We start from the raw sequence: 23,913 nt of genomic DNA on the forward strand, positions 1-23,913 counted from the left end.
CTAATCGATTTTACGCATCTGAAACTCTATAGTTTCCTTGTAGGTGATGCTATTATCTACCTCAACTCCAGAATCATATACTAAGTAAAGGTTAGTTTTAGATAAAGATTTGATTTTAAGATCAAGCTTAATATCCCGTTCCGTATCCAGTTGTAGCACAGACTCCGTGGCTGTCCATTTGACCTCAACATCTTCACCCTGCAAATTAACGGAGGCAGTACCATCCGCTCTAAAATCACAAATCTGGTTGGGGAGAGATTGCTCTTTCCGATCTACTTCCTTGTCATTTTCATATTCAATGTAGGTTGCAGATTCTACTTTCCATTTTCCTTCGATTCTGTCTGTGTTTTTTTCGGCTTTGTCTTTTTTACAGGCAGATAAGGTTGTAATGAACAATAAGGCAATTAAAGTAAGGTTTTTCATAGATGATCAATAAGGGTTTATGCCGGGCAGTATACCTGGCCCAGATCTGTTTTCAAAAACCAGGCCATTGATTTCATTGTCGAACCCTTAATCCCTTACTCCGGAAAGTGAAATTGTGTCATCAGAAAAATACAAGCGTTACTTTCATCATTGCTTAAGAATCTGTCATGAAGATAAGGTTTTTAACTATATTCGCTACACACACAAATACAAACTACATGAAAAACGTTTTAACTAAACGGCATTTGAAGATGCTGTTCTGCCTGGCCTTGGTTGCCAGTGCCACGCTCCTGATCCCAAGTTGCAAAAAAGGAACACCGGTGGATATTCCGGTCTTGCCAGAACCTGAGCCACAGTCGACCTGGAAAACGGACAGCGTTTCTTACCAAATCGGCAATCAAGTCTTCGCTGGTCTTCCTGATTTTTCTGGTCTTTCGAGCATCATGAATGGCGGTTACCGGATGAAGTACTTTGACAAGCCTGATGCAGGAAGGAAGGCCTATCGGACCTTCGGCAGTACCGGAAGAGGGTGGTACTCACCAATAGACTCAATCTATTTTGCTTGCGGGACTTATTTCCGAATCAATGGCAGCAATGAATTCAAAATCGCCTTCGCTAAAGGATTTCATACCAAAGACATGAAAAAGTATGGTAGTTTTTACTTTCCCGCAGACACCAGGAAGATGCTGCCAAAAGGCCGGCTTACCTTTGCTACCGACTTTGAAAATACCAATGCTAAAGAAGGCGTTGCGATTTCAGTGGGTGCTTTTGGGAGAACAGGGATGCCGGAATCTGCTTTTGAAAATTCTGTAGATAAATACAGCCAGGAGGATGCTATGTTCGAGATCCGCAAAACAGAACAAATAGACGAAGACCATTATCGTGTAGAAGCGATCTTTGAAATCAATCTATATGACGCCGGCGGCAACAAGAACCGCTTAAAGAATGGCTACATCAGGTTCACCGTTCAAAAAACATGGTGGGGCGGTTATTTCTATAACGGATTATAATTATACCAACTCAATACCATCTCCATACCTTCCTCGCAGCTTCTACGCAAAAAGGTACCTGTTTTGCGAAGAAGGTGTGGAAATGGTACGCCTCAGGTATGACAATGGCGAAGAAAAGGTTACTTGGCCTCTGCTCTTTACTCAGCTTAATTCTTAAGGGGCTTGTTCAAAATATCATCGATGATTATTTTTTGAACTTTCTCTGCTTCTTCGGTCAGCACAGAATGTCCGGCATTTTCAAAGACAAAGATCTTCTTCCTGGGTGCTTTTAATGTTTCAAAGTACTCCTTTGCGATGCCAAAATTCGTCTGCAGGTCTTTTGTACCCAGGAAGAAATACACCGGGCAATTGATTTTCGGCAATTCTTTAAAAAGGTTTTTTCCTATCACTTCATTCCATGTAGAAAGCCATGTATCTGACCAGTCTTTGATGTATTTGTCATAGACGACAAGGTCATCGGCACTAAGCGAATGTCCGTCATGTACCAGCATCCATTTTTTCGCATAGTTCATTTGCAGATAATCGCCATAAGGGATTTTTACTGTACTGAGTTCTTTCTGGGCCAGTTCGTTGTCGTTTTCTTTAGCATAGCGCTTTAGTTTTTCCAGTAATATCTGTTCGCTTTTTGCCTGGCTTACCACCGGACTGAAGGCGATGTAGGCGTTTAAGAGCTCAGGATGTTCCTTTGCCATTTCAAAGCCCAGGACAGTTCCAAAAGATTCCCCAACGAGGTACAGTTTCTTTTGATTGAATTTCTTCAGCAGTAGCTGGACCAATTCATAAGTATCGTTGTGCATCAGTCTCAGGTTTATTGGTGCCGAAGATTTGTTTAGTGCAAGCGTTTTGCCGGTGTTCCGCTGATCCCATTGTACTACCAGAAAATGCTTTTGGAGCAGGTTCGTAAACATTTCCGCTTGCTTCATTCTCGAACTTCCCGGACCTCCATGCAAAAAAAGCAGGAGCGGTAAATTTTCAGCACCAGAGTAGGAGACTACCTGTTTACTACTACCTACTGAAACGGTGTCATACTTGACTGGAGATTGTGCAAATGAGTTAATGCTGATGAACACAGCAATGAAAATTAACAGGGATTTTTGGATCATAATTAGCGTTATTTAAATTAAAAATCAAGTTATTGCGAAGGGGCACCAATATAGTAAATCCTCTCCAAACAATTCCGCTCTACCGCTGGTTCATGTACATAGAGATTCAAATCACTAACGCTATGTTCCGCTTCAAAAATCTATTGATACTCATGGGCTTTCTTAGTTTCTTAACCAGTTGCGCCAGACAAAAGCAAGGACCGCCTCAGGCGATTGGGATTGGTATATTGACGGTCAACACCCAATACCCCATCCCTTTATACAAAAATGAAACAGATACCTTGCCTTTCGATACACTGAGGTTTGAGCGCAGCAGGTCCGGCAAAACCTTGTTTGTTACAGATGTGAAACTACAGCCTTATCTCATGAACGAGGGGGATTCAGATAAAGAAGGAGAGGAGCATTTGAAAATGGGATTGATACATTTCGGGCCGGAACTGGTTTTTTCCGTAGTAGATACCGGAGCATCTTATTTTCGGGTGATCAGCAATCAAGCTAGCGGAGAGGAAATCGTCATCAAGAAGCTGCCCGGTGCCGTTTACTATTCCGAGGAAAGGATGCTGTCTGAGAACAACTGCAGCAATTGCCCGGGATCCAAATATAATCCGCATTGGTACATCTTCGAAACCTGGGAACGGTATCTAAAGAGGGTAGAGTTCATCACACAAGATAGCCTGGTCATCTACGATCAGCCTGCGGGGAAGCCCATATTTCAGCAGAAGGATCAGACTTTCCTGCCTTTTGGGGTAACTGAGGTGAAGGGCGACTGGCTCAAAGTAAAAAAGGGATTTGGCAGGGAATCCAATTTCGACAATGGAAAGAATTATGACGGATGGATTAAATGGCGAGCGGGCACGAATCTGCTGATTGACATTACAGAAAGGACGTATGAATAATTTGAACGCTTAGGGGATAAGATCCCCACTATTTTATCTTTTTCCAATGGAATGACCCGTTCTGTCTTATGACAAATCCGTTTGCTTTGTTATTTTGGATCATGAACTCTCCCTGGGCATCAGCAATATCCTTAAACCCAAATTTGAGCTCTGACTGAAAGACAAACTGCAACTTCTGGCCGGCCGAGGTAGCAACAAGTTTTCCGTTTTCTATTTTAACGCTAATTTGTCTTTTCACATCTCCGGAAAGTTCATAAAGCCCGGTATAGCGGGCTAGGGTAGCTTCATTTAGCTTTACATCGGTTTGGAGAGGTCTTCCTAGCACCAGTGTTGAAATCGTAGCCGCTAATTCCTCAATGGGTACCTGCTCGCAATTCGCCAAAATAACGATATACACATCTGGATCAGGATAATACAACTGGAGCGTTCTATAACCGGTTATGGCACCGCCATGTGAGATTACCTTAAGATCGCCCGATTGGCCGATGGTCCAGCCATATCCATAATTTATTGTGCTGCCATCCCTTAGCCTGGCGGGCAAAAAGGCTCTTGTTAGTGTTTCTTGCTTTAGCAATTTGCCCGATAACAATCCCAGATGCCAGTTCAGCAGGTCATCCACGTTAGAAATCAATCCCCCGGCTGCAAATGGGAGGCTGGCTCCCCAATAGTCTGCTTTTTCATATCGCTCATACTTCTGATAGCCGCTGGTACGACCTGAAAAAATGGTGTTGGCATTGTCGTAAAAAGTGTTCTTGAGGCCTAAGGGATTAAAAATGTTTTCTTGCAGGTACTTCTCGTAGGTTTTTCCACTGATTTGCTCTATAATATATCCAAGCAGCACATAGCCTGAATTGCTATAACGATACCGGGTGCCAGGTTCAAACTCTAACGCTTCATTTTTGAAATAGTCAATCAGCTCCACAGGTTTGAAATCGTGCCGGTCGATGTACGGGTCGCTATCGTTCATCTGCATATAATCCCTTATTCCCGAGGTATGGCTGAGCAGGTTCTCGATGGTAATTTTGTAGCCTTTCGATGGAAACCGGGGAATATATTTTTGGACGCTATCCTGTAGGGAAAGTCTTCCGGATTCCATGAGCTGGAGCACAGCCACAGCAGTAAACTGTTTACTGATGGAGCCAAGATTAAATAGCATATCGGGCTTCATCGCCACATTTAGTTCAAGACTTGCTGAACCAAAAGCTTTGCGGTATGTTATTTCTCCCTTCCTGGCAACAAGTAAGGCCACACCCGGTTCCCCAGGTTTAAAATTTGCCGATAAGAGACTGTCCAGCCGCGCATCCAGGCGGAGTTTTCGCTTTAGCTGTGCCGAAGCACTAAAAATCCAAATAGGTAGGATAATAAAAAGAAATGACTTTTTCATATGCTTTATTGAGCCACAAAGCTCTGTAAACATCAGCTGGAAAATTCATTCATCACTTCTCAAATCGCGATTTGAGAAGTGATTTCATTGATCGGTTTCGATATCGCGAAACTTCGAGGGGGCGTAACCCGTTGATAATTTGAAGACCCGCTGAAAGGTAGCTTGAGAGGGGAAGCCACATTCGAGCGCAACACCTGCAATTGTCAAGTGTTGGGAATCCTTGCCCGCAAATCTTTTCTTGAATTCCCTGACACGATAGTCATTTATAAAATCATTGAAATTCTTACCAAAGTGTTGGTTGATCACGGCAGATACTGTTTTTGGCGCGCAATCAACCATTTTCGCGAATGAATTGAGATTGAGTTTAGCATCCAGGTAAGCGCGATCTTCCTGCATCTTTTTTTCAATACTAAGTATCAGTGCATCAAGATCAGTTCGGCCCAATGTCTTTTTAATATCAGAACTACTTTCTTTAGCCAGTTTTTGATTTTGGGAATGGATATAGCCTTTGATACCCAGCCAATAGATCAGAACCGCCAGGGGGATGTAAATGGGATACCAGCCAAAAAGCTCCAGTAGTTCGTTACGATACCTGGGAATGAGATATGGGATGAGGTAGATTAGCCACAGCATTTCAAATGCTGCAAAAATGTAAACCAAAGTTCTCAGCCAATTCACATTTGCCTTTGAAAAGTGAGCCTGATCTTCCTGAGAGGATAGATATTTGTAAGCCAGATAGGTGTAAAAACTTAAGGACAGCCAGCGTACAACGTCTACATAAACGTTGAATTCCTCAATAAAATTTACCCAGGGCCTTGGGTTTCTCGCTATCCATCCGAAGATGGTAGCTATGATGTAGCTGGCAACAGTAAGTGCCGGAATGAACTCGATCAGGACAGGATAAAAATGATACTTAAATCCATGGGCAGTGCTGAAGTCGGGCCGACTAACGCGTCTTATATAGAAATACAGCAATGGTCCGAGTGGCATGATCAGGATCAGGGGCGTCAGCTGAACAATGAACTGGATTGCGCTTAGATTGAACCAGTTTACATAGTTTCCATACAGGTTAATACTTGCAAGTGCAATAAAGAAAACCAGCAGTCCAAGGTATCGGGCAGCAGCTCTATTGGTCCTGGAAGAAAACAGCAATGCACTCATGATAAAGCCCTGTACCGCGCCAAAAAGAATCACGTTGTTGAGGATATCAGTTACCTTCATGAGCATTAATCTGATTGCTAAAAGCTGCAGCCATTATTCTAGTTGTGTCCATAGCAAATAAGCCGATTATTTGGCTTGTAAGTCTTTCTTCATAAATCAAATATAGTTTATAAAGAACTGTTGCCAAAACAGCAGCTAGATACATCACGCGTTACAAGGATCCTTAACCAGAGAGTTTCGTCAGCCTGTCAAGCTCGTCAAACTCAGCAGTGATGGTATTGCCGTTTTTACTACCTGTTAGTTTTCTGTCGTTTTCCGTCACCTTATAACCCTTCGCCATCAAATAGTTAGATAGTGCAGCTTTGTGGTTCATCTCAAATTGCGAAATTAACTGCGGGAATACCGTAGGAATTCTATAGTGGTCGTTTTTTTGCACTTTGTCTATAAGATCACTTTTTATGGTGACCACCAAAGCACCCTGCCCATAGTCGGCGATATAATAGGCGCTTGCGCCAAACATTCCCGAAGCCACCATGCCGATCATGTGCATGTCGTCCTTAGTCGCATCAAACTGACTGATGTTCAGTAAGTCGATCTCATTATCAGCACCGTACTTTTGCAGTTGAAGGGCTTGCTGTAAAAGTTTTTGTGGGATGCCCGACTGGGTATTTGCCCAGGCCCAGAGCCAGGTTTCTGAAGAATGGGAAAAGCTGCCGAGCACCTGGATAGGGAACACGAGGCCAGGTCCAAAATCCATTTCTCCTTTTTGCATGTCCACATTCCAACTGTTGCTGCCAATTACGTCAGCAAAATCCAGCTGTCTTTCAAACCCAATGCCACCATAGCGTTCCAGCAGTTCCTGTTCAGTTTTACAGGGGTGCTGATTTTGTTTTAATTTGCTGCCCTCAGGCTGCTCAGCCCCGCCGTTTTTTCCGAATAACTTATTTAAAAATCCCATAGGTAGTAAGAATTGCTTTTCTAACTAAACATGCCAATTCGGATATGGTTTTCCAGCAGGTCTTTCCGGTAGATTTATAATATTTTCATTGGAACTACCAGGGAAAGTAATTTATAACCCATCAGGAATGAGCAACCTCAATTACTTTCTTATGTTCTTTCTATACGGTAAGGCTTTTTTTCGGTCATCAAGCTTGCAAATGATTACATCATTGAACCAAGCCACGCTACGAGTTTCCAAATACCATAAATCAGGGCGGCGAGCAGGATCAGCAAGACAATGGACACCCAAATCACAATGTTTTTTCCGCTGCCCTGATGTTTGTTTTCCATATAGTGCTCCTGCATCAGCTTCATATTTCTGGCATTGGCTTTAAAATAGAAATCAAATATTTGTCCAATGATCGGAATGGCGCCTATAGTTGCATCCAACAGGATATTGAGCGACATGAGGACTACAAGTTTATTGCTGGCACCTTTGCGCGCCATAGTTAGGAGCAGTCCGCCAGATATCAGGAAACCGGCCATATCACCTGCAAATGGAAAAAGGTTTAGTAGAGGATCTATTCCAAACCGGAATTTAGTGCCAGGAAAGCGAAACTGATTGTCCATCAAATAAGAAATTCTGGCTATCCATCTGAGTTCGGGGTGCTGGTATTGCGGCTTTAGTTGTTCCTCTTTCATAATCTTTGAATGATACCCAAAATTTAGGCCAATTGGTTTTGTATTTCGGTAGATCTCTTCAGCTGCAGGTTAAGCTCATTTAGAGTTATTTTCAACTATTTGTTTGCAACAACCGGGTTGGCGGGTAACGTACGCAGATTTTAACCACAAGTAATTGGATTTTAACATCTTTCCAATTTGCTATGTGTTTATGCATGATTTTGTACTTGATCACATATTTTAGCTCAATAAAATTTGATACCGTACTGGATATCGGATAGCTAACCAAATACGAACCTAAAACAATAGCGCTCTTATGCTACATTTCTTTCCTATTTCCCTGCACATCATGCCCAATACAGGACAATCACATTAATTCAACTTGTGGAGTCATTTGTTATTTTTACGCTCCGATGCTTTGGATTGAGGTACGGGTTTTATAAAAATTAGATATGAAAAAAATTGGATTAACATTAATTGCTGGTGTCATGTTATTTAGCAATTGCAGCATAAAGTATAAGTATCCTAAGTTTGATTTTGGAAATGGACCTAATCCCTGTCTCAATGCATTTAAGGACAAGGTGTTTATTGCTATTCTTAGGGAATGTTATAAAGGTACTGACGCTATGAAAGAAATTAGCAAAAGAGATGCTGGAAATCCATACGATGGAATTTATTCTCTTGAAATATTTAAAGCAATTGACTCCATTGGGATAGACTTTGCTAAAAAGATTCCACCGCCATCGCTATGTCCTGAATGCAGACCTGGCGAAAATTACTTCATGGCGCAGGCTTTACATTTTTATAGAAGTCACGAGCTTGATTCAATTGCTAGGGCAGAGCTTAAGAAGGAAGGATTTGGTTTCGACTGCGGTATCAAGTAATCAGACCCGCGTTGGTAAACTGGTCAATGGATTTTGGTTGCAATTGCTGTTCTAAATAGTTGTAAAACAAGTTTCTTTCTTATATTTAACTATTAAAACATAGATTAATATGTGCAAACCCTAAAAACCTTTATGAAATCACTTTTAACGCTCTCGCTGGTAATTTATTTTTCATTCGCAACTTATGCTCAATCTGGCATGCAGAGATTCCTGGTTGCCGAATACCGTATAGACTCCCTTCAGGTCGGCAACTATACTTATCTCACTTCCTATAATTTTAAAAACGGAAAATTTATTGGTAAGGACACCTTGCTACAACAGCCCAAATTTAGGGCAGAAGACAAAACAATGCGGATAAATTATAATGTTGCAGATAAGGTTTATAAAAACAAGTATTTACTTACTAAATACGGCGGGAACGTGATAGACCTCAAAACAAGGAAAATACTTTACAAATTGGAGGATGTTTTTATAGAAGCCTTGGGCGATACCCTAATTTACTATTGCAATAGTTCGCTAAGAGGCACGGGCTACCGCTGGCTCAACCTCAAAACAGGCGCTTACACTAAAATTGAAGATAAGTCATGGTACACACCCCGGTATTCCAGCATATCCCCAGATAAGAAGCACTTCCTGAGCGTTGATCGGTCGGCCAAATCATACAAGCTTTTGCTAAATGACTTTAAGGGCAGTTCCAAGGTGGTGGTAAAAGATGGGAAGTCCGGTGCCCTGAGTAAAAACATGACGCAACTTCCTAGTATTGAAAGCTACTGGCTAAATAACGACGAATTTCTCTACGCCGTGCATCACATTAGAGTAACCAAACCAGATATCATTCATTATAAAGTAGAACTTCGGAAATACAAATTGAGTGATAGCTCAGATCGGTTAACCTATACGCTAGACTCAATACCACAAGGCTACCGCAACGGATATTTTCATAAAACTGAGATTGGGGAAGTGTATTACACTGCAGTCAGTGGGCAAAGCTATCTATTGGATACCCTCAGATTGACGCTATCAGCTATAAAAGAATTCAAGCTAGCCCATGGTTTTAGCGTGATTTATGGTAAGGAGGACCTGTTTAAATACAAGGGTAAGGAAATTGGGCTAAAGAATGTAGGAGAATCTAGAACAGCGGAAGGTCTTTTAGCTGCCAGATTTGGTGGCTACATCGGCGATCCCAAAGGTTACCTTGGAGTCATGTTCTGGTCCGCAAAAACCAAAGAATGGCTTTCATTTGATATTCCCTGGATCAATACGATTATCGGCTGGTGGGAGGAATAGTAGGGGGTTCTGAGCGTTCTATCGATAGGAGCGCTTAAATAGGTTTTACAACAAATCCCTCACATGGGTCTTAGAATAGGAATTATTAAAAAATAATATCTTGTAATATTAAGTAGTCTGCAGGGGCCTTGTATACATCAAAATGGAACGTTAATTTCTGAATTAAAGTTAACTTAACATGGCGGTAGTATATTTGGGAATGCTCCGTTTCAAAATTAACCATCTACAAAAATCGTTAGTTACCACTCTAATTATTTTACTAACAACCAGCGCTTGCAAAAAGTATAGACTACCGCCGTCCCTTCCTGCGATTACACAAGAAGGAAAAAATACTTTCGGATGTTTAGTCGACGGAAAGGTATTTACACCGAAACTTCGTTTCAATTCCAACCTACATCTAACGGCAAGTTATGGGAAATATAATCCGTACTACTTTATTGTGTCGGCTCCACGAATAGGAAACAATACCTTGGAAACCATAAGCTTTAGCAGCATCGGAGTACGTATAGAAGAAGGTGTCACTTATAAGCTTGGCGGCTATGGTGTCGAGGGAGAAATCTACGCAGTTTATCATACCTATTTGGACTTGATTTCATCCACATACCTGTCTAAAAATGATATATATGGCGAAATTACGATCTCCAAATTAAGCCCCAGCATCATTGCCGGTACATTCAGCTTCGACGCGATAACTGAGGGTGGAGGTAAGGTTGAAGTACGGGAGGGGAGGTTTGATTTGCAAAGGCTGTAGGCTACTTGTCCCTCACACAAGAAATATAATTTTGTATCTTAAGGCCTTAATTAACTATCGATATGACTCTTGAAGAATTTGAGCTGGGGTATGCAAAACAAAATCGTTCGGAACGGTTGTCTGATTACGGAACGGGAATCCTGGTGCTGATATTTGCAGTAACAATATTTTATAAAGGATTTTTTGGATCGCATTCGAATTCGGTAATATACTGTTGTATAGCTGCACTTATGCTAATCGTAGGTCTGCTGACTTTGTGGTCAGTGGTTAAGAAATATGAAATCATTAAAGTGCCGATTGACCGGAATAAGTCCGAGCATATCGCCCTTATTGAAAATATTGCTGCACATTATTCAGAAAAGCCTGTGCGCTCAGAAGCTGGTCATTTAAAATTCTGGATTTATGGTGGCCTCTCCAAGATCAGTTATATAGTTGAAATGTATGCGACTGAAGATCAGGTCTTGTATAACTTGAGGATGTCGCGGGGGATCATTGATGTTTTTGGGTCGGCCAGAAAGAAGCGCAAAGAGATCGAAGAATTGCTTTCAAACTAGCTTGTGATGAGGCGGCACATAGAGGTAACTGAGCTGCTTCTCATAAAGTAGAAAAAGTAACCGTATCAGCCTTGTTGAGTCTTACGAAAATCTTCGTTCGTGTCCTTACTTTGCTTACTGGGTCCACTATTAGCGGCCACCATTGGTTGAATATCTATCTTGGAATGAAGATAAGCAAATTCAGGCATTATTCTGCCGTACATTGCTCCTTATGCGACCATGAAGGCTCTGTAGATGGTCCCATCCTACGGTTATTCCTCTAGCACATAGCCTCTACGATCAGCCGCGGCGAGGCCAAATATCCTGCCGCCGTAGACAGCCAGAATTGTTGCTGCGGTGAAATATAGGACATCTAAGTCTTCTCGTACGGAAAGTCCCACAGCTAATTCCAACAAAAACACTGGTAGGAAAGCAATAGCCAGATACTTTACGTGATTGTTTTTATTGTAATACACTATTGAAAATGAAGCAAGCAGATACACTAATCCGAATAATATGGACGAGAAAATAATGTTATCTACACGAATTACTCTAGTAGAAGCTGCAAGCAGCTCCACAACGAATCCAAATATCACCAGAAAAGCTATTGAAGGTTTCTGGAGCAAGGTTTTAGCAGTCAATGCCTCGACTTTGTTTACGCTAAATACCAGACTCAATAATACACCCGCCAAACTTAAATATGCCATATAGAATGAAAATTCAGTCCATGGACTTTCGAAACCTCGCACAGGATAATAAACGACAGAATGCGTAGGTAATATTTTTTGTGAAAATGTTCCAAAAAAGAAAAGGCCAAAAACCATCACTATACAAAATACCAACAATGCCGTTGCTCTGCGCTCCACTTGTCGCTCTATAAAACAGGAAAATTTCCTTTTGAATTTGAGGGCATACCAGCTCAATCCAATAAACATCACATGAAAGCTGGTTACAATGGCTACGGAGGTGTCCGACGTACGGAAGTTTTCAAAAACAAAATTATAGAATATGGGTATTAATGTAAACAAGAAGAAACCAAGCACGTAAAAGATGCTAAATCCAGCCAGCAGGTATGCCCAAACTTTGTTGGTCATCACGGAAACATTCACTTTACCATATTCTGCGCTAAGCAATTCACTTTTGCCCAAGCGTTTCGTCGCGATCATAAATGCTTCTTCGGTCGATAACCCGCTTTGCATCAGGTCGGCTGTGGCATCATAAAGATGATCCCTCAGCTCAGCAGCATCCGAACCCGTAATGCTGCCCTGATTGCTGATTACATCGATGTAAGCTTGAATGGATTGGTCGAGGTTGAAGTTGGAAGATTCCATAATTTGTTGATTAGTTCGTTAATATAGTTGAGTTGAGAAAATTGCGCATCTAGTTCATGCCTGCCTTTGTCGGTAAGGTTATAGTATCTGCGCTCTCGGCCAGATTCTACCTTTTTCCAATCGCCAGAGATCCAGCCTTTGGCTTCCATTTTTTTCAAAACAGGGTAGAGGGTACCTTCGGCCACCTGCAGTTCACCCTCGGTCTTGTCTTTGAGCTCCTGAATAATCTGGTAACCATAACTCTCCTGACGCTTTAGTATCAGTAGCACTAAGGGCGCCAGGGAACTGGCCATTAAATCCTTGTTTAGTTCTAGCATACTACAAACATACCTAGAAGTTCTAAGTAAAGCAATAGTGTATAGTGATTTTTTTAAAACGCCTGATTCTATTGCAGCTAAGATTATCCTAAGTGATTTCTTATGAAATCTCCCCCTAAGAGATGACCTGTGCTATTCTTTCTCAAAATAGATGCTCCGGATTCTGCGGCTCATGCCTGTCCAAGTCATTGATTTTCCGTCTTTACTGATTTCAATATAGAAATTATCGTTGATTAGCCCGATCTCAGTTAGATAGGATTCTTCTGGAGTTGTAGGACGAATAGAGGGTAATGGTGTGCCTTCAGCAACACGAAATTCGAAGAATGCAACGGCTTGAGGTCCCTTTTTCTCCGTGATTCTGGATGATTGTGCGAGCATTGTAAAACCGACAGCGTGCACTTTATTGTTAAAATAAAGGTTTCCGGTGACGTCATTGTATTTTTCGTAATAACCTTCGGAATTCACATGGTTTAGGTGCAAGTCGCCAAAATTATAAAGTACAGTGTCGTTCGTCTGATCTTTTGGATTGGCGTAAAAATTTTTAGGCCTTAAGGTCAAGGTTTTTATCTTCCAGCTGCCTCTTATGACCGGCCTAATGCTGTCCATCAAAACTTTTGAGGCCTTATTGAAATCAATTTTTTGTATTTCAGGCGAATTGACTTCTTTACCACAGGAAGAGAGCAAAAATAGTGCGACGATACTGGCTGTCAGGATGTTTTTCATAGAGAGGATTTCTACAAATATAAAAAACATCATTGCAATCTAAAATGCAAGCTTGCGTTTGTCTAGCTTCGTAGTATTGACGATAGGAGAACCCTTCAGGCATTCTTCTGCTTGTAATACACACAGATCTGATCAGTCAGGTAATCAAAAACATCATCTTCCAGATAAGGCTTTTTAGCATAGGTCAGTTTTTTAGCAGCGCTGCTGATCTTGTCTTTTTCCTTCTTGTCAAAAAACGGAGCTTGGGTCAAAGTGCTGGCTATAAAATCTGCATACTCCTTATGCGTTTTGCCAAAGTTCACATTGCCATTCCTATGGGCTTCATCTCTCAAATTATCCAATCCCCTTAGCATTTCCCCTTCGGTGGTATCTGCCTTTCCACGGACAGGAATTAAATTTGTCCTGATGTGCTTTGCGATTTCCGGGTATTTGAGTTTGGTTGGGAATTCCGGCTGCTGTGTTTCGCTGGCTTTGTAAACCGGTTTTAACTTTTCGCATTTCCCGGCCAAATCCTTTACATCCTCAGCGCTTCTTTCCAGCCATATCCTTGGCGTCACGCCATATTTGTTTTTGCGGTCCAGGTCCGCACCTGCCATAAATATCTTCTCCAAAACTTTCAAATGAAATTGCCTTTCCTCGCCCTCAGTTCGCCATGGAAAACTTTGAATGGCCCAATATGCAACGGTGCCGCCGTTATTATCCGCCAGGTTTACATCACCGCCAAAGTCCAAAAACAAGTCCAGCGGTTTAATCAAGCGTTGCTGTTGCACCGCCACATGTAGGCTGTTGTAGCCCGCTTTACAATTCAGGTTTGGATTGGCACCATTTTCAAGAAGATAACGCAGCATCTCCACTCTTTCGTTTTCGTTTTTGATGCCATATGAAGTGAGAACGCCCATCAAAATCGGCGTGTGAAATTGTTCTTCGTAAGCGTTTAGGTCGATGTTGTTTGCTTCAATTATGCTGCGCATGCTATCAAATTCGCCTTTAGCAATGGCTGATGATAGGGCTTGTCTGTGTTGTTCCGGAATGGTATTCATTATATTTTAAGATTTCGGTATTAACGTAATTAGTTATCCGAGTAAATTGTTTTATCAGTTGTCGCTTTTAGACTTAATAGTAAACCTCCTGATCAAAAAGACTATCCCTACAGGAACTCCTATCGATACTACAAAGAGTCTAGCCTATACAGTAACTTTTCATTATGTGGTTATTAATTCCTTACTTATGCAAGGTGATAAAATCCAGGCAATTTTATAAGCTTGAAATATGGAAATAGATAATGCTGAAATCCGATTTTGAGCGCAGGTAAATATTAATGATATTTGGTCAAGTTGACGTTTCTTAACCATGATTTTTTTACTGTAACCAAGCAACCCATATATAAAAGTATGTTCAAAAACTCATTTTCCTTCGAAGGGAGAATCCGTAGGCTGGAATATAGCCTTAGTTATCTTATGTATCTGGTTTTTCTGTTATTTATTGAAATGATTGGTGAAATAGAGAATCTATTGGTTTCAATAGCGATGCTGTTAACATTGATTCCTATGATCTGGTTCCTCCTCGCGCAGGGGGCGAAACGCTGCCATGATAGGGGCAATAGTGGAATATGGCAAATCATACCCTTCTACGGCTTGTGGATGCTATTCGCAGATGGCGAAATAGGCGATAATGAGTATGGGCCTAATCCGAAGGGAATATATTTTGACGACAACGAAGAAGAGATTGGGAAACCAGAAATTGGTTATAAAAACGCTGGACTGTCCATAAATAGAATGGACAATTTAGATGAGTTACTCCATGCTGAAAATGTAAATGACAGCATAATAGAAATCGACAATTTTATCGGGAATGCCTGTAGTTACGGCGATGATATGGAAGCGATTACAATACCACAGCAGAAGTTTTACCTCAATCAGAATTTGGAACGTGAGGTGAATAACGGAGGCTTCTGGCAGTATTTCATGAATTCTAGCGGTGACCATGCTCATGAAACCCTATTGAGCCTGAAGGAGATTGGTGCAGTTAAAACGGCGAACGTTTTGCGACAAGCTATTGATCTATTTCCAAACAGGGAGGTTCCTAAAGATCGAACAATGAGGATAGCACTTGTAAAGCAAATTGATCCTAACAAGTCCATCTGGGAGGATTTGGACGAACGATTTATGGATTACCAGGAAAACTTGAACGACTTGAATATTAAGTTTGTCGCGAACCACAAATCATCATTCTAGTGTACAGTTGTGTTCCGATCAGGAAGCTAATTATTTAAAATACTGAAATTCCCATTTGCCTTGCCTGTATTCGAAGGAATTGTGATAGGAGTCATCTTCCGGATGATAAAATGAAAAGCCAATATTCGGGTATTGCTGATCGAAAGCCTCGACGAGCGCATGCGGGCTGTTCCATTTTCCGTTCAAATGAAGCTTAGTCATGTATCTGAAATCATCCCATACCTGATCTGTCAGGACATCCAGATTGTCTACATTGGCCACTAGACTGCTCAATTGCCTGGGTAATGATTGGATCAGCGCTATGCTCATCCCTTCACAGAAAACCAGATTAAGCGAAGTTAAATTGCGGCACTCTGCCCAGGGAAAAGCCTCGAGTTGCGATAAAGTAAATCCTTCAAGCCGGATCTCCGTCGCTTCGTCAATCGAACTCGTTTCCGGTTTGCATAAGATCCTGTTAGGTTTCATTTGAGTTTCTATTTGGTAATAAAGATAAGAAAATCCAGTCTGACTAAATTTTTCCCTGGAAATAGAGGGTGTCCAAAAAGGTGCAATTTACTATTCTATGTTTCTCGTCATCCTGAATTTAGTTCAGGATCCCCGCTTGAGCATGGTGTAAATAGCATGTCCGTAGATCCTGAAATAAATTCAGGATGACGTACGTACCTTTTCGGACATCCTCATAAATTTACATTTATCATTACACACCATGACCACCAAACCTGTTCGATGAAAAAGCGCTTCTTATTTTTAATCCTGCTCCTGGCAGTTTCCTATTGCCATGCACAAAAACCCGGCTCCGTCCAAAAGAAAGATTTTGAATTCAGTATCAGTACCGTCAATAGTGGCAGTCAAAAAAGCTCAAGGCAAAGCATCTTCCAGTTTCATTACGTAGGAAAGGAGGGATCGAACACGATATACGAATGCCGGCTGGTAAAAGCGGTAATCACTGAAAATAGTACTGAGCCCAACGGGACAGTGATCGCCCTGGAAACTGATAATATTAGTAAACTCCAGTTCAATAACACAGAGGTATTTATGCCTTTAGCACTCCTAAATAAGCCATTGAAGGCAACCATTGATGCAAGTGGTAAGCTGATCAAGCTGGAAGGGGTTACAGAAGCCCTCAGTGATGCCGTAAATACCTGGAAACTAAACCAGGGTCTGAAAGACCAGATGATGGGCAATGGTGCCAATTATCCGGGCAACCTGATCCAGCTGTTCTTCAGCGCTATGCCAGATCAAAAACTAGCTATCGGTAAGAGTTGGACCAATCCCGATCAGAAACTAACTTACCTGATTACAGCGAAAAAAAACGATCTGACCACCATTTCAGCTACTTACAAACAGGCTGAAGACCTGACAAACAATATGCCCGGAGGTGCTACAGAAAGGACCTATACCTATAGCGCTAACACCGGCCTGGTACAAAAAGCCAATATTGTGCACCGCTACAAAATGCCAAATGGCTACCTCATCAATGAGAATAACGAGGTGCGCTTAGGCACTCTAGTCAACAAATACAAATCAGACACCGCCTGGGTAAATATGTACATGAACTTAAATGTGTACCACAGTACTGCATTCGTGAAGGGCGTTGGCTTCGATACGGTTAAGTTGAACAATTACTTTAAGCGACACGATCCATTATACTACAATGACCCATATTACAGGGCTAGCAGGCTTCAGTTTATCCAATGGACAGCATCGCCGGATGTGTACAATAAAGCACTATTTGAAACCCCCAATAGCTTTTTGACTGGGGAGCAAAGCAATCACCTGCTGAACAAGCTCTTTCAGATGGAGAAAATGTCGGCAAAGGAATCTTATGACGTAAGTCGGAATTTATATCAGCTGCAACGATTTGACGATTGGCTGCAGAACAGTTTTGCCCAAAAGTTTATTGACACCAAAGAACCCTCAGCTGATGACCAAAAATACAAGTTATTGATAGACCTGTACCAGCAATCGCCCATTGAAGTGCTCCGTCAAAAAACGCTGGCTTTCAATCTTTGGGCAAATGCGCGGTTGCGCAAAAACGATCCGGAGCAGCTCACTGAAACAGCCAACAGCCTGATGAAGATGACCGGGAAGTCGATCGACCTGGCAAATAGCAATTGGTATGCTTTGATGCTCTACAACATGCTATTGGATGTGAACAGGCCTGATGTCGCCCAAACTTTACTGGCCAAAACGATGGGCAATTTAGAGGCTAGAACAGCGGACAGTACGAAGTACGATATCGCCCGCAATAAGACCTTGCTTGCTTATGCTTATTACTCCAAATACCTATTTACTAAAGGGACAGACTCAGCAAATGCAGCACAGTATCTGGCCAAGGCCGCATTGTGTTCTCCTGCTGGCACTACTGTTGGCAATGATCACTACGCTACTGACCGCCTCTTTTTACGGCATGCGAAAGAAAGTTACCGCGATAGCTATATGGAGCAGCTTTTCGACAATCGCGATACCGTAGCGGCACTTCAAAACTTTGTGAAACTGTTAAACTCAGCGCCCAAGAACATCAGTGCAATGGAAAGGAGCTACAGTAAATATCTCCCAAAAGGGGATTTTAAACGCTTTTTCGCTAAGGAGGTGGTGCCAACATGGCCAGCCGCGCCGGATTTTACATTAACAGGCATTGATGGCGCCCAACATACGCTTGGCGATTATAAAAACAATTGGCTGCTGATTGATTTTTGGGGAACCTGGTGCCAGCCCTGCAGACAGGAAATGCCTCAATTAAATGCTTTCCATCAGAAATTGAGCGATAAGGAGCATAAGGGCATGAAATTTTTGAGCGTTGCCTGCCGGGACAATGCGGATAAAGTAAAGTCCTATCTAAGCTTCAATAAATTTACCATTCCGGTGGCTATGGCAAACGACACCATAGCAAATCAATACCATGTCACTGGATATCCAACAAAGATTCTCGTGTCACCAAATGGCCGGATGATAGAAGTGGCATTTGGCGACAATTGGGAAGAAGTCATTGAGCAGTTTGCAAAGCTGTATCCGACTGATTGAAAGGCAACAATCTATCATGGTTTGTGGAGAACAGGGATTTTAGTATTTTGCGTAAAAATTATCGCAATGCAAAATCTCATTCTTTTATTGAAATCTAGAAAGTCCTGCTCAGTTTTCGTATTGTTACTAATATCTTTCATTAATGTCAAGGCACAGGACACTGCGGCAATAAAACGAACTGCCAGAACATGGGCAGAGTGTTTCTGGAATGGTAATTTTGAAATCGCACTGAAATACACAGAGGCAAGACTCATAGCTAACGCAGGCGGTAAAGCAGAATTTACTTCCAATATGAAACACACATTAGCGGGTATGAAAGCAGAGGGAATGGCTTTTCACAGCGTTGAATTGGGAGAAGTAAGTAAAATCTACAAAGCTGGAAATGAACTACATTGTGCCATCCCGCAAAAGGTTTCTATGAGCACGAAGAAAGCTCATTTTATCACTTCGTCGGATGTACTTGCTGTCAGCATAGATAATGGTAAGACCTGGAAATTCTATACCGGAGACCTAAGCGAGAAGACGATAAAAAAACTGTTTCCCAACTTCAATAAACAACTTGTGCTTAAACAGCTTTCTGCATCAGTAGTTCCGAGCAGCTAACGTTGAAATTTTTCAAGGTGCTTAGGTGCCGAATTCTATATTTGACTAATCAAATTAAATATGCTCTACATCAAACCAATAACAATAGTCGCTTGCCTGCTCTTAATAAATTGTAGCCCTGCACCTACAAAAACTGAATGTAAGAAATTCCACGAAGGAACATTCAAAATGGCAGCAGGAGAGAAATCAGTTGTTATTAAGCGTTATGCAGGTAAGCAATTAGAATATTTCAATGATGCGGAAGTACCTATGTCATTCGATGTCACTTGGATTGATGATTGTAGTTATACTTTGCGCCCTGATTCCTTGACCTTGATAAAAAATCCCGAGATACCGAAAAATTCAATTTTAACGGTCAAGATACTCAGCTCCTCAAAAAACTCATACCAAATAGAAGCAAGGTCCAACTTCAGTTCTACAGTACTTCGTGATGAAGTTTACAAGATCAAATGATCGATTTAGATCATAAACTAGTCTATTCTGCCTTGCTACTAAGGTAGTAATTTTAGGACGCTATTATTTTTGTCTCACTAACATGGTTTCTTCTAATCTAAAAAATATAACAGGAATAGAATTATCTAACTTAACAATATGGAATCGAAAGAATTAAGGCTCGGAAATATAGTTAATTTTCTAAGCGGACGTTCCTGGCTTCAGGGACAAGTAACTAATATCGGTAAATCAGATTGTGTAATCGATACGTATTCAGTCAAGGCCGCGGACATCCAAGGCATAGCAATTACTGAAGAATGGTTACTGAAGTTCGGATTTATAGAAATGGAGGATACCGTGCCAGAAGGCTTTCCTACATTCTCTCCATTGAACTTTACTGGAAAGTTTCGACTTTATTATAGCGAAACCAATCACAAGTTTAATCTCGATGTAATGAATTTTATGGAAGGTGATCTTGTTGAAAGAGTTCTAGCTATAAATCATGTCCATCAAGTTCAAAACCTTTTCTTTGCGCTTACCGGAGAAGATTTGGAAATGCAACCTAATACACCATAATTTAACGAGTTTTTTCGTAAGGTCTATTTGTCAGATCAGGCTCAAAACTTTGATGTACAACACAACAGCTAGCTTAACCAACTAGCTTGTAAATTTGGCTTTAGTTGTTTAGCTTTACGCTACCAGGCGCTCTAACTCCCTGTCTCTATTATGTATAAACATTACTTTTTGCTCCTTTTATTTGTCTGCACTTCTGCTGCTGCAATGGCCTGTAAATGCGCTCCAATGAGGCTAGCTGACAACTTTCAACGCGCAGGTTTCGTTGCCACAGCAAAGATCATTGATGTAACGCCCGACTCCCTAGATTCGAAATACCATGATGCGGAAATAGAGGTCATTAATCTTTACAAGGGTAAATCCTTGAAACGGATCAAAATTTTTAGCAGGGGCGGTTCCTGTTATTTTTTACCAAAAAAGCAGACTACCTGGTTGATATTTGCTACTGAATTTCAAGGTAAATTAAGTTTTGGCTTCTGTTCAGGGAGTCAACACCTAGACCTGTTTGACCCTGTTAAGGAACCAGGGCTTTATAAAAAATATAGAAGTTCCAATGAATTGAAGCTGGAAGCAGTGGAATACCTCAAGAGGCACAATGTGTTTTCCAGCAGTCTTGGAAATATATTTACCTGGAATGATCAGCTACAAAGCATCAACGGGTATAAGGCTAAACAACGCATCGCTGTTTTCCAAATTGAACTGGCTACAAATTTCTCGGTTACAGCTGTAAAACAGCTGGAGAAATTTGGCAATGCTGCTTTGGACAGTGCGGTGCTCAACAGTATGCGGACGAACCTAAAATTCTCTAACACTGAAAAGGCCTATCTGGATAAGCCGATTTCGTATCTGGTGGTTTGTTATTATTATCCAGGAGAGGATGGCCGTTCCAGTTTCATTAGCCTGTACGATGTTTAGGCTGCAGTATCTATAGAGTAAGGAATTTACGTGGCAACCTAAGGAATAGTCGAAGTTACTGTCATTGAAAATAGCCTGTTGTCCTTCCAGCAATAAACGATGTTATAGGCATCAGCTCCGTCACCCGCATCAAATACGATGTAGTACTCTTCTTTTTCGCCCCGGTACACCGTAGTGTAAACTGCGCTCACACCAAATAGATTTTTAAAGGTTTGCGCGGGAACGATATATTTTCCTGTTTTAGATTTTAGGGTAATGCGCTTGATCTCATGGGTTTCTGCCCCGTAATATGCGAAGGCTCTTTTCCCATCTATTAAATAAGTCCCGGTCTTCTGTTGAATGACCTGGTGATCCTTTGGCCTGAATGCACCAGTCTCAATGGTCACGGCGAAATAGCCATCGTCATGTGTCACGGTGTTTGCATCCGATTTCATCAAATCTAAACTTGGCAATTGTTCCAGTCTTACTAATCTGCTTTTGTGAATGTAGCCCAATTGTTCTTTACCGGAAAACTTAAGTAGGTCACCACCATATTTCTTGACAGCCAGGGGGAAATTAACGGCAACCCAGTCTGGAGATTTGTTTTCTTCCTCCTGCGTGTAGGAGGCAATTGCGAACACCTGACCTTCGGTGATTTTGCCAATCACTTTGGAATTGATCGACGCAGATTTTCTAACGTTCGTAAATCCATCCTTATCGTAACAAATGCTCAGCTGGGCTTTGGAAGGCATCGTCATTAAGAATAGGGCGACAAAGATTGCCGTTTTAAACAAGTTTTTCATTGCTGTGTTTTCAAGGATACCTTTTCAATATCGTGCCAATTCCATTTAAAAGCTCGTCATATGTTGAATATGTCTGAGCAAACAAAATTATATTAATCCTGTTATTTAGCTAACTATCTGGTAAAACACAAAAAACAAGTATTATGGACAAGTTGGAATTAAAAGGTAAATGGAACGAGATCAAAGGTAAAGTGAAGCAAGCTTATGGCGATTTGACCGATGATGACCTGAAACACGAAGAAGGTAAAGACGATGAACTGTATGGAAGACTACAGCAAAAGACCGGTAAAACGAGAGATGAGCTGGTCGACTGGATCAAATCACTTTAAAATCATATCAGCCCCGGATCTTATAGACCGGGGCTTTTTTAATGTTCAAATTTGCAATCCTTTTTCTTCCTTAAATTCATAACCAAGCATAGGCCCATAGAAATTCCATAGCTATAGCGGACTTAGCCAAGTGTTTTAGCGGGTTTGGTCTGGTTGGCAACCGGTCAACCCCTGCCAAACCCCGGCCTAAGGCCCCTCCAAGACCCCGCCAGGTAAGGCTTTTCTCTAGTCTTTCTCTGGTATTTCTCTGGCTTTTTATATAGGAAAGGCGGTACCAAATGATACAAAAATTTGGAGTATATCTCAAAATAGAAATATATTTAGTTAACTAAAGTAAACGCCAAATTAACGTAATCTTATGAACCACCATTATTTTGATGAGGGCAAGCCGGCAGGCAGGCTCCTCATTTATCTGTCCAATAGGGCAAAACTCAGCGATCAATTTCTGGAGACTATATACCCGATGCTGGAAGATAGCAAACGGAAATCCAATTTCGAATGTCCGAAAGAAGAAGGAGTTTCTAAGACCGCAATTTGGATAGATGAGGGTTTTGGCTGCTGCTATGAGCTGGTAGCTGATGAGAATGGTGTGAGATCGCCTGTGATTGTTGGCATTTACCCTGCAGGGACGATCATGCTGGATGAGCATGGTTTTTTCAATGGTGCGGTTTCTAATCTGCACTATGTGGTGAAGAAGCGCTCGGTGTTTATTCCCTTTAGCACAGTAGATTTCCAGGAACTGGCCATGAAAGCACCCGAAGCGGCAACACTGGCCATCAACGTGGTGGCAGAAAATAAGCGCTATGAACAAGAGCGCTCCTGGCTATTACGGATGGATAAATGGGAGCGAAGGGATGCCATGATTGCATTTTTTGGCAGAAAAATAGAAGAAATTTTTAGTTTCAAAGAATTGGCCAGCTACCTGGACATGACCGAGCAATACTATGGTAAGATGAAGAAGGAAAGCCTGATGAAGAAAGGGTAGGAGTTAAACATTCTGAATTATTTTCAAAAATTTGTTTACAACGTTTGGTTGTTAGGTAAATATTAATAATATTTGGTTAATCTCTCCTATCGAATTGTATCGTATTGATACATTTGTACTTTTTAACGCTTCTTAACCATGATTTTTTACTGTAACCAACCAAACCAAATATAAACGTATGTTCAAAAATCCTTTTTCCTTTGAAGGGAGAATCCGCAGGCTGGAGTATGGCCTGAGTTATCTCATCTACGTGAGTTTATGCGGCTTCATCAGCATAATGGTGACCATGCTTGGTGCTCCGGCAAGTGGCACCGCAACGATCATTAGTTTAGTATTATACATTCCTGCTTTCTGGTTTATGCTGGCTCAAGGAGCGAAGCGCTGCCATGATAGAGGAAATTCAGGTATCTGGCAGATTATCCCTTTTTATCAATTGTGGATGTTTTTTGCAGATGGAGAGATAGGGGGTAATGAATATGGACTTAATCCGAAACACTTAGTTTATGAATATTTTCCGGAAGAACAGGGGAAAGGGGATGAAGACTTACAGCCGAGTGATACTGGTGGGGAAGTTGATATTATACAAAAGAAAGAATGACGGAAAAAAGCGCAT

At 41.5% G+C, this 23,913-nt stretch carries 27 protein-coding genes; 15 read left to right on the top strand and 12 right to left on the bottom strand.

The features are described 5' to 3' along the window. The gene (locus WAE59_RS23365; protein WP_337858416.1) at positions 1-423 is read right to left on the bottom strand and encodes a hypothetical protein; all 423 of its coding nucleotides are present in this window, start codon (positions 421-423) and stop codon (positions 1-3) included. Positions 424-641: 218 nt separating this feature from the next. On the opposite strand from WAE59_RS23365, the gene WAE59_RS23370 reads away from it, so the two are divergent. Continuing rightward, complete coding sequence (locus tag WAE59_RS23370) at positions 642-1,433, top strand: hypothetical protein (RefSeq protein ID WP_337858417.1); 792 nt, start codon at positions 642-644, stop codon at positions 1,431-1,433. Positions 1,434-1,579: 146 nt separating this feature from the next. Here WAE59_RS23370 and WAE59_RS23375 read toward each other — a convergent pair whose 3' ends face one another. Beyond that, positions 1,580-2,536, bottom strand: coding sequence for an alpha/beta hydrolase (locus tag WAE59_RS23375; RefSeq protein ID WP_337858418.1), 957 nt, complete (start codon positions 2,534-2,536; stop codon positions 1,580-1,582). A 92-nt stretch (positions 2,537-2,628) separates the two neighbouring features. Here WAE59_RS23375 and WAE59_RS23380 point away from each other — a divergent pair, with 92 nt between their 5' ends. Beyond that, on the top strand, positions 2,629-3,432 hold the full coding sequence (locus WAE59_RS23380; protein WP_337858419.1) for a hypothetical protein: 804 nt from the start codon (positions 2,629-2,631) through the stop codon (positions 3,430-3,432). 28 nt (positions 3,433-3,460) lie between these two features. Here the strand turns inward: WAE59_RS23380 and WAE59_RS23385 are convergent, their stop codons facing one another. The 4 genes from WAE59_RS23385 to WAE59_RS23400 form a co-directional block, all read right to left on the bottom strand. Next, positions 3,461-4,816 (bottom strand): serine hydrolase domain-containing protein, encoded by a 1,356-nt coding sequence (locus WAE59_RS23385; protein ID WP_337858420.1) that lies wholly within the window; start codon positions 4,814-4,816, stop codon positions 3,461-3,463. An 84-nt stretch (positions 4,817-4,900) separates the two neighbouring features. Then, positions 4,901-6,037, bottom strand: a complete 1,137-nt coding sequence (locus WAE59_RS23390) for a helix-turn-helix domain-containing protein (RefSeq protein WP_337858421.1) — start codon at positions 6,035-6,037, stop codon at positions 4,901-4,903. A 163-nt stretch (positions 6,038-6,200) separates the two neighbouring features. After that, positions 6,201-6,935: a DUF6882 domain-containing protein gene (locus WAE59_RS23395; protein ID WP_337858422.1), complete on the bottom strand. Its 735-nt coding sequence runs from the start codon at positions 6,933-6,935 to the stop codon at positions 6,201-6,203. A gap of 203 nt (positions 6,936-7,138) precedes the next feature. Next, positions 7,139-7,618: a DUF4112 domain-containing protein gene (locus WAE59_RS23400; protein ID WP_337858423.1), complete on the bottom strand. Its 480-nt coding sequence runs from the start codon at positions 7,616-7,618 to the stop codon at positions 7,139-7,141. A 431-nt stretch (positions 7,619-8,049) separates the two neighbouring features. On the opposite strand from WAE59_RS23400, the gene WAE59_RS23405 reads away from it, so the two are divergent. From WAE59_RS23405 to WAE59_RS23420, 4 genes are all read left to right on the top strand, one after another. Then, the gene (locus WAE59_RS23405; protein ID WP_337858424.1) at positions 8,050-8,481 is read left to right on the top strand and encodes a hypothetical protein; all 432 of its coding nucleotides are present in this window, start codon (positions 8,050-8,052) and stop codon (positions 8,479-8,481) included. 132 nt (positions 8,482-8,613) lie between these two features. Beyond that, positions 8,614-9,768, top strand: coding sequence for a hypothetical protein (locus WAE59_RS23410; protein ID WP_337858425.1), 1,155 nt, complete (start codon positions 8,614-8,616; stop codon positions 9,766-9,768). Positions 9,769-10,237: 469 nt separating this feature from the next. Next, complete coding sequence (locus tag WAE59_RS23415; RefSeq protein WP_337858426.1) at positions 10,238-10,519, top strand: hypothetical protein; 282 nt, start codon at positions 10,238-10,240, stop codon at positions 10,517-10,519. A 62-nt stretch (positions 10,520-10,581) separates the two neighbouring features. Next, positions 10,582-11,073, top strand: coding sequence for a hypothetical protein (locus WAE59_RS23420; RefSeq protein ID WP_337858427.1), 492 nt, complete (start codon positions 10,582-10,584; stop codon positions 11,071-11,073). Between the two features lie 251 nt (positions 11,074-11,324). Here the strand turns inward: WAE59_RS23420 and WAE59_RS23425 are convergent, their stop codons facing one another. From WAE59_RS23425 to WAE59_RS23440, 4 genes are all read right to left on the bottom strand, one after another. Next, entirely contained in the window at positions 11,325-12,383 is a 1,059-nt protein-coding gene (locus WAE59_RS23425; RefSeq protein WP_337858428.1) for a permease prefix domain 1-containing protein, read from the bottom strand. Continuing rightward, positions 12,329-12,676 (bottom strand): PadR family transcriptional regulator, encoded by a 348-nt coding sequence (locus WAE59_RS23430; protein WP_337858429.1) that lies wholly within the window; start codon positions 12,674-12,676, stop codon positions 12,329-12,331. The genes WAE59_RS23425 and WAE59_RS23430 overlap by 55 nt, the downstream gene beginning before the upstream one ends. A 156-nt stretch (positions 12,677-12,832) precedes the next feature. Continuing rightward, positions 12,833-13,423 (bottom strand): hypothetical protein, encoded by a 591-nt coding sequence (locus WAE59_RS23435; protein ID WP_337858430.1) that lies wholly within the window; start codon positions 13,421-13,423, stop codon positions 12,833-12,835. Positions 13,424-13,518: 95 nt separating this feature from the next. Continuing rightward, positions 13,519-14,463, bottom strand: a complete 945-nt coding sequence (locus WAE59_RS23440; protein WP_337858431.1) for an ankyrin repeat domain-containing protein — start codon at positions 14,461-14,463, stop codon at positions 13,519-13,521. A 351-nt stretch (positions 14,464-14,814) separates the two neighbouring features. On the opposite strand from WAE59_RS23440, the gene WAE59_RS23445 reads away from it, so the two are divergent. Beyond that, a complete protein-coding gene (locus WAE59_RS23445; RefSeq protein ID WP_337858432.1) occupies positions 14,815-15,657 on the top strand; it encodes a DMP19 family protein in 843 nt (280 codons plus the stop codon). A gap of 30 nt (positions 15,658-15,687) precedes the next feature. Here WAE59_RS23445 and WAE59_RS23450 read toward each other — a convergent pair whose 3' ends face one another. Beyond that, positions 15,688-16,122 carry a hypothetical protein gene (locus tag WAE59_RS23450; protein WP_337858433.1) on the bottom strand — a complete coding sequence of 145 codons (435 nt, stop codon included), beginning with the start codon at positions 16,120-16,122 and terminating at the stop codon, positions 15,688-15,690. Positions 16,123-16,383: 261 nt separating this feature from the next. Here WAE59_RS23450 and WAE59_RS23455 point away from each other — a divergent pair, with 261 nt between their 5' ends. The 5 genes from WAE59_RS23455 (at position 16,384) to WAE59_RS23475 (ending at position 21,204) form a co-directional block, all read left to right on the top strand. Further along, positions 16,384-18,681: a redoxin domain-containing protein gene (locus WAE59_RS23455; RefSeq protein WP_337858434.1), complete on the top strand. Its 2,298-nt coding sequence runs from the start codon at positions 16,384-16,386 to the stop codon at positions 18,679-18,681. A gap of 66 nt (positions 18,682-18,747) precedes the next feature. Beyond that, entirely contained in the window at positions 18,748-19,284 is a 537-nt protein-coding gene (locus WAE59_RS23460) for a hypothetical protein (protein WP_337858435.1), read from the top strand. A 60-nt stretch (positions 19,285-19,344) separates the two neighbouring features. Beyond that, positions 19,345-19,737: a hypothetical protein gene (locus tag WAE59_RS23465; protein ID WP_337858436.1), complete on the top strand. Its 393-nt coding sequence runs from the start codon at positions 19,345-19,347 to the stop codon at positions 19,735-19,737. Positions 19,738-19,875: 138 nt separating this feature from the next. Continuing rightward, the gene (locus tag WAE59_RS23470; RefSeq protein ID WP_337858437.1) at positions 19,876-20,292 is read left to right on the top strand and encodes a hypothetical protein; all 417 of its coding nucleotides are present in this window, start codon (positions 19,876-19,878) and stop codon (positions 20,290-20,292) included. A gap of 225 nt (positions 20,293-20,517) precedes the next feature. Beyond that, the gene (locus WAE59_RS23475; protein ID WP_337858438.1) at positions 20,518-21,204 is read left to right on the top strand and encodes a hypothetical protein; all 687 of its coding nucleotides are present in this window, start codon (positions 20,518-20,520) and stop codon (positions 21,202-21,204) included. A gap of 38 nt (positions 21,205-21,242) precedes the next feature. On the opposite strand, the gene WAE59_RS23480 is transcribed toward WAE59_RS23475, so the two are convergent. Continuing rightward, positions 21,243-21,986, bottom strand: a complete 744-nt coding sequence (locus WAE59_RS23480) for a hypothetical protein (RefSeq protein ID WP_337858439.1) — start codon at positions 21,984-21,986, stop codon at positions 21,243-21,245. A 143-nt stretch (positions 21,987-22,129) separates the two neighbouring features. On the opposite strand from WAE59_RS23480, the gene WAE59_RS23485 reads away from it, so the two are divergent. The 3 genes from WAE59_RS23485 to WAE59_RS23495 all read left to right on the top strand — a co-directional run bounded on the left by WAE59_RS23485 (position 22,130) and on the right by WAE59_RS23495 (position 23,898). Further along, positions 22,130-22,315, top strand: coding sequence for a CsbD family protein (locus WAE59_RS23485; RefSeq protein WP_337858440.1), 186 nt, complete (start codon positions 22,130-22,132; stop codon positions 22,313-22,315). A 358-nt stretch (positions 22,316-22,673) separates the two neighbouring features. Further along, positions 22,674-23,300 (top strand): hypothetical protein, encoded by a 627-nt coding sequence (locus tag WAE59_RS23490; protein ID WP_337858441.1) that lies wholly within the window; start codon positions 22,674-22,676, stop codon positions 23,298-23,300. 178 nt (positions 23,301-23,478) lie between these two features. Then, positions 23,479-23,898: a DUF805 domain-containing protein gene (locus WAE59_RS23495; protein ID WP_337858442.1), complete on the top strand. Its 420-nt coding sequence runs from the start codon at positions 23,479-23,481 to the stop codon at positions 23,896-23,898. The last annotated feature ends 15 nt before the right edge of the window (positions 23,899-23,913 follow it).

Origin of the sequence: Pedobacter sp. GR22-6 (assembly GCF_037402555.1) — a bacterium.
Taxonomy (GTDB): domain Bacteria; phylum Bacteroidota; class Bacteroidia; order Sphingobacteriales; family Sphingobacteriaceae; genus Pedobacter.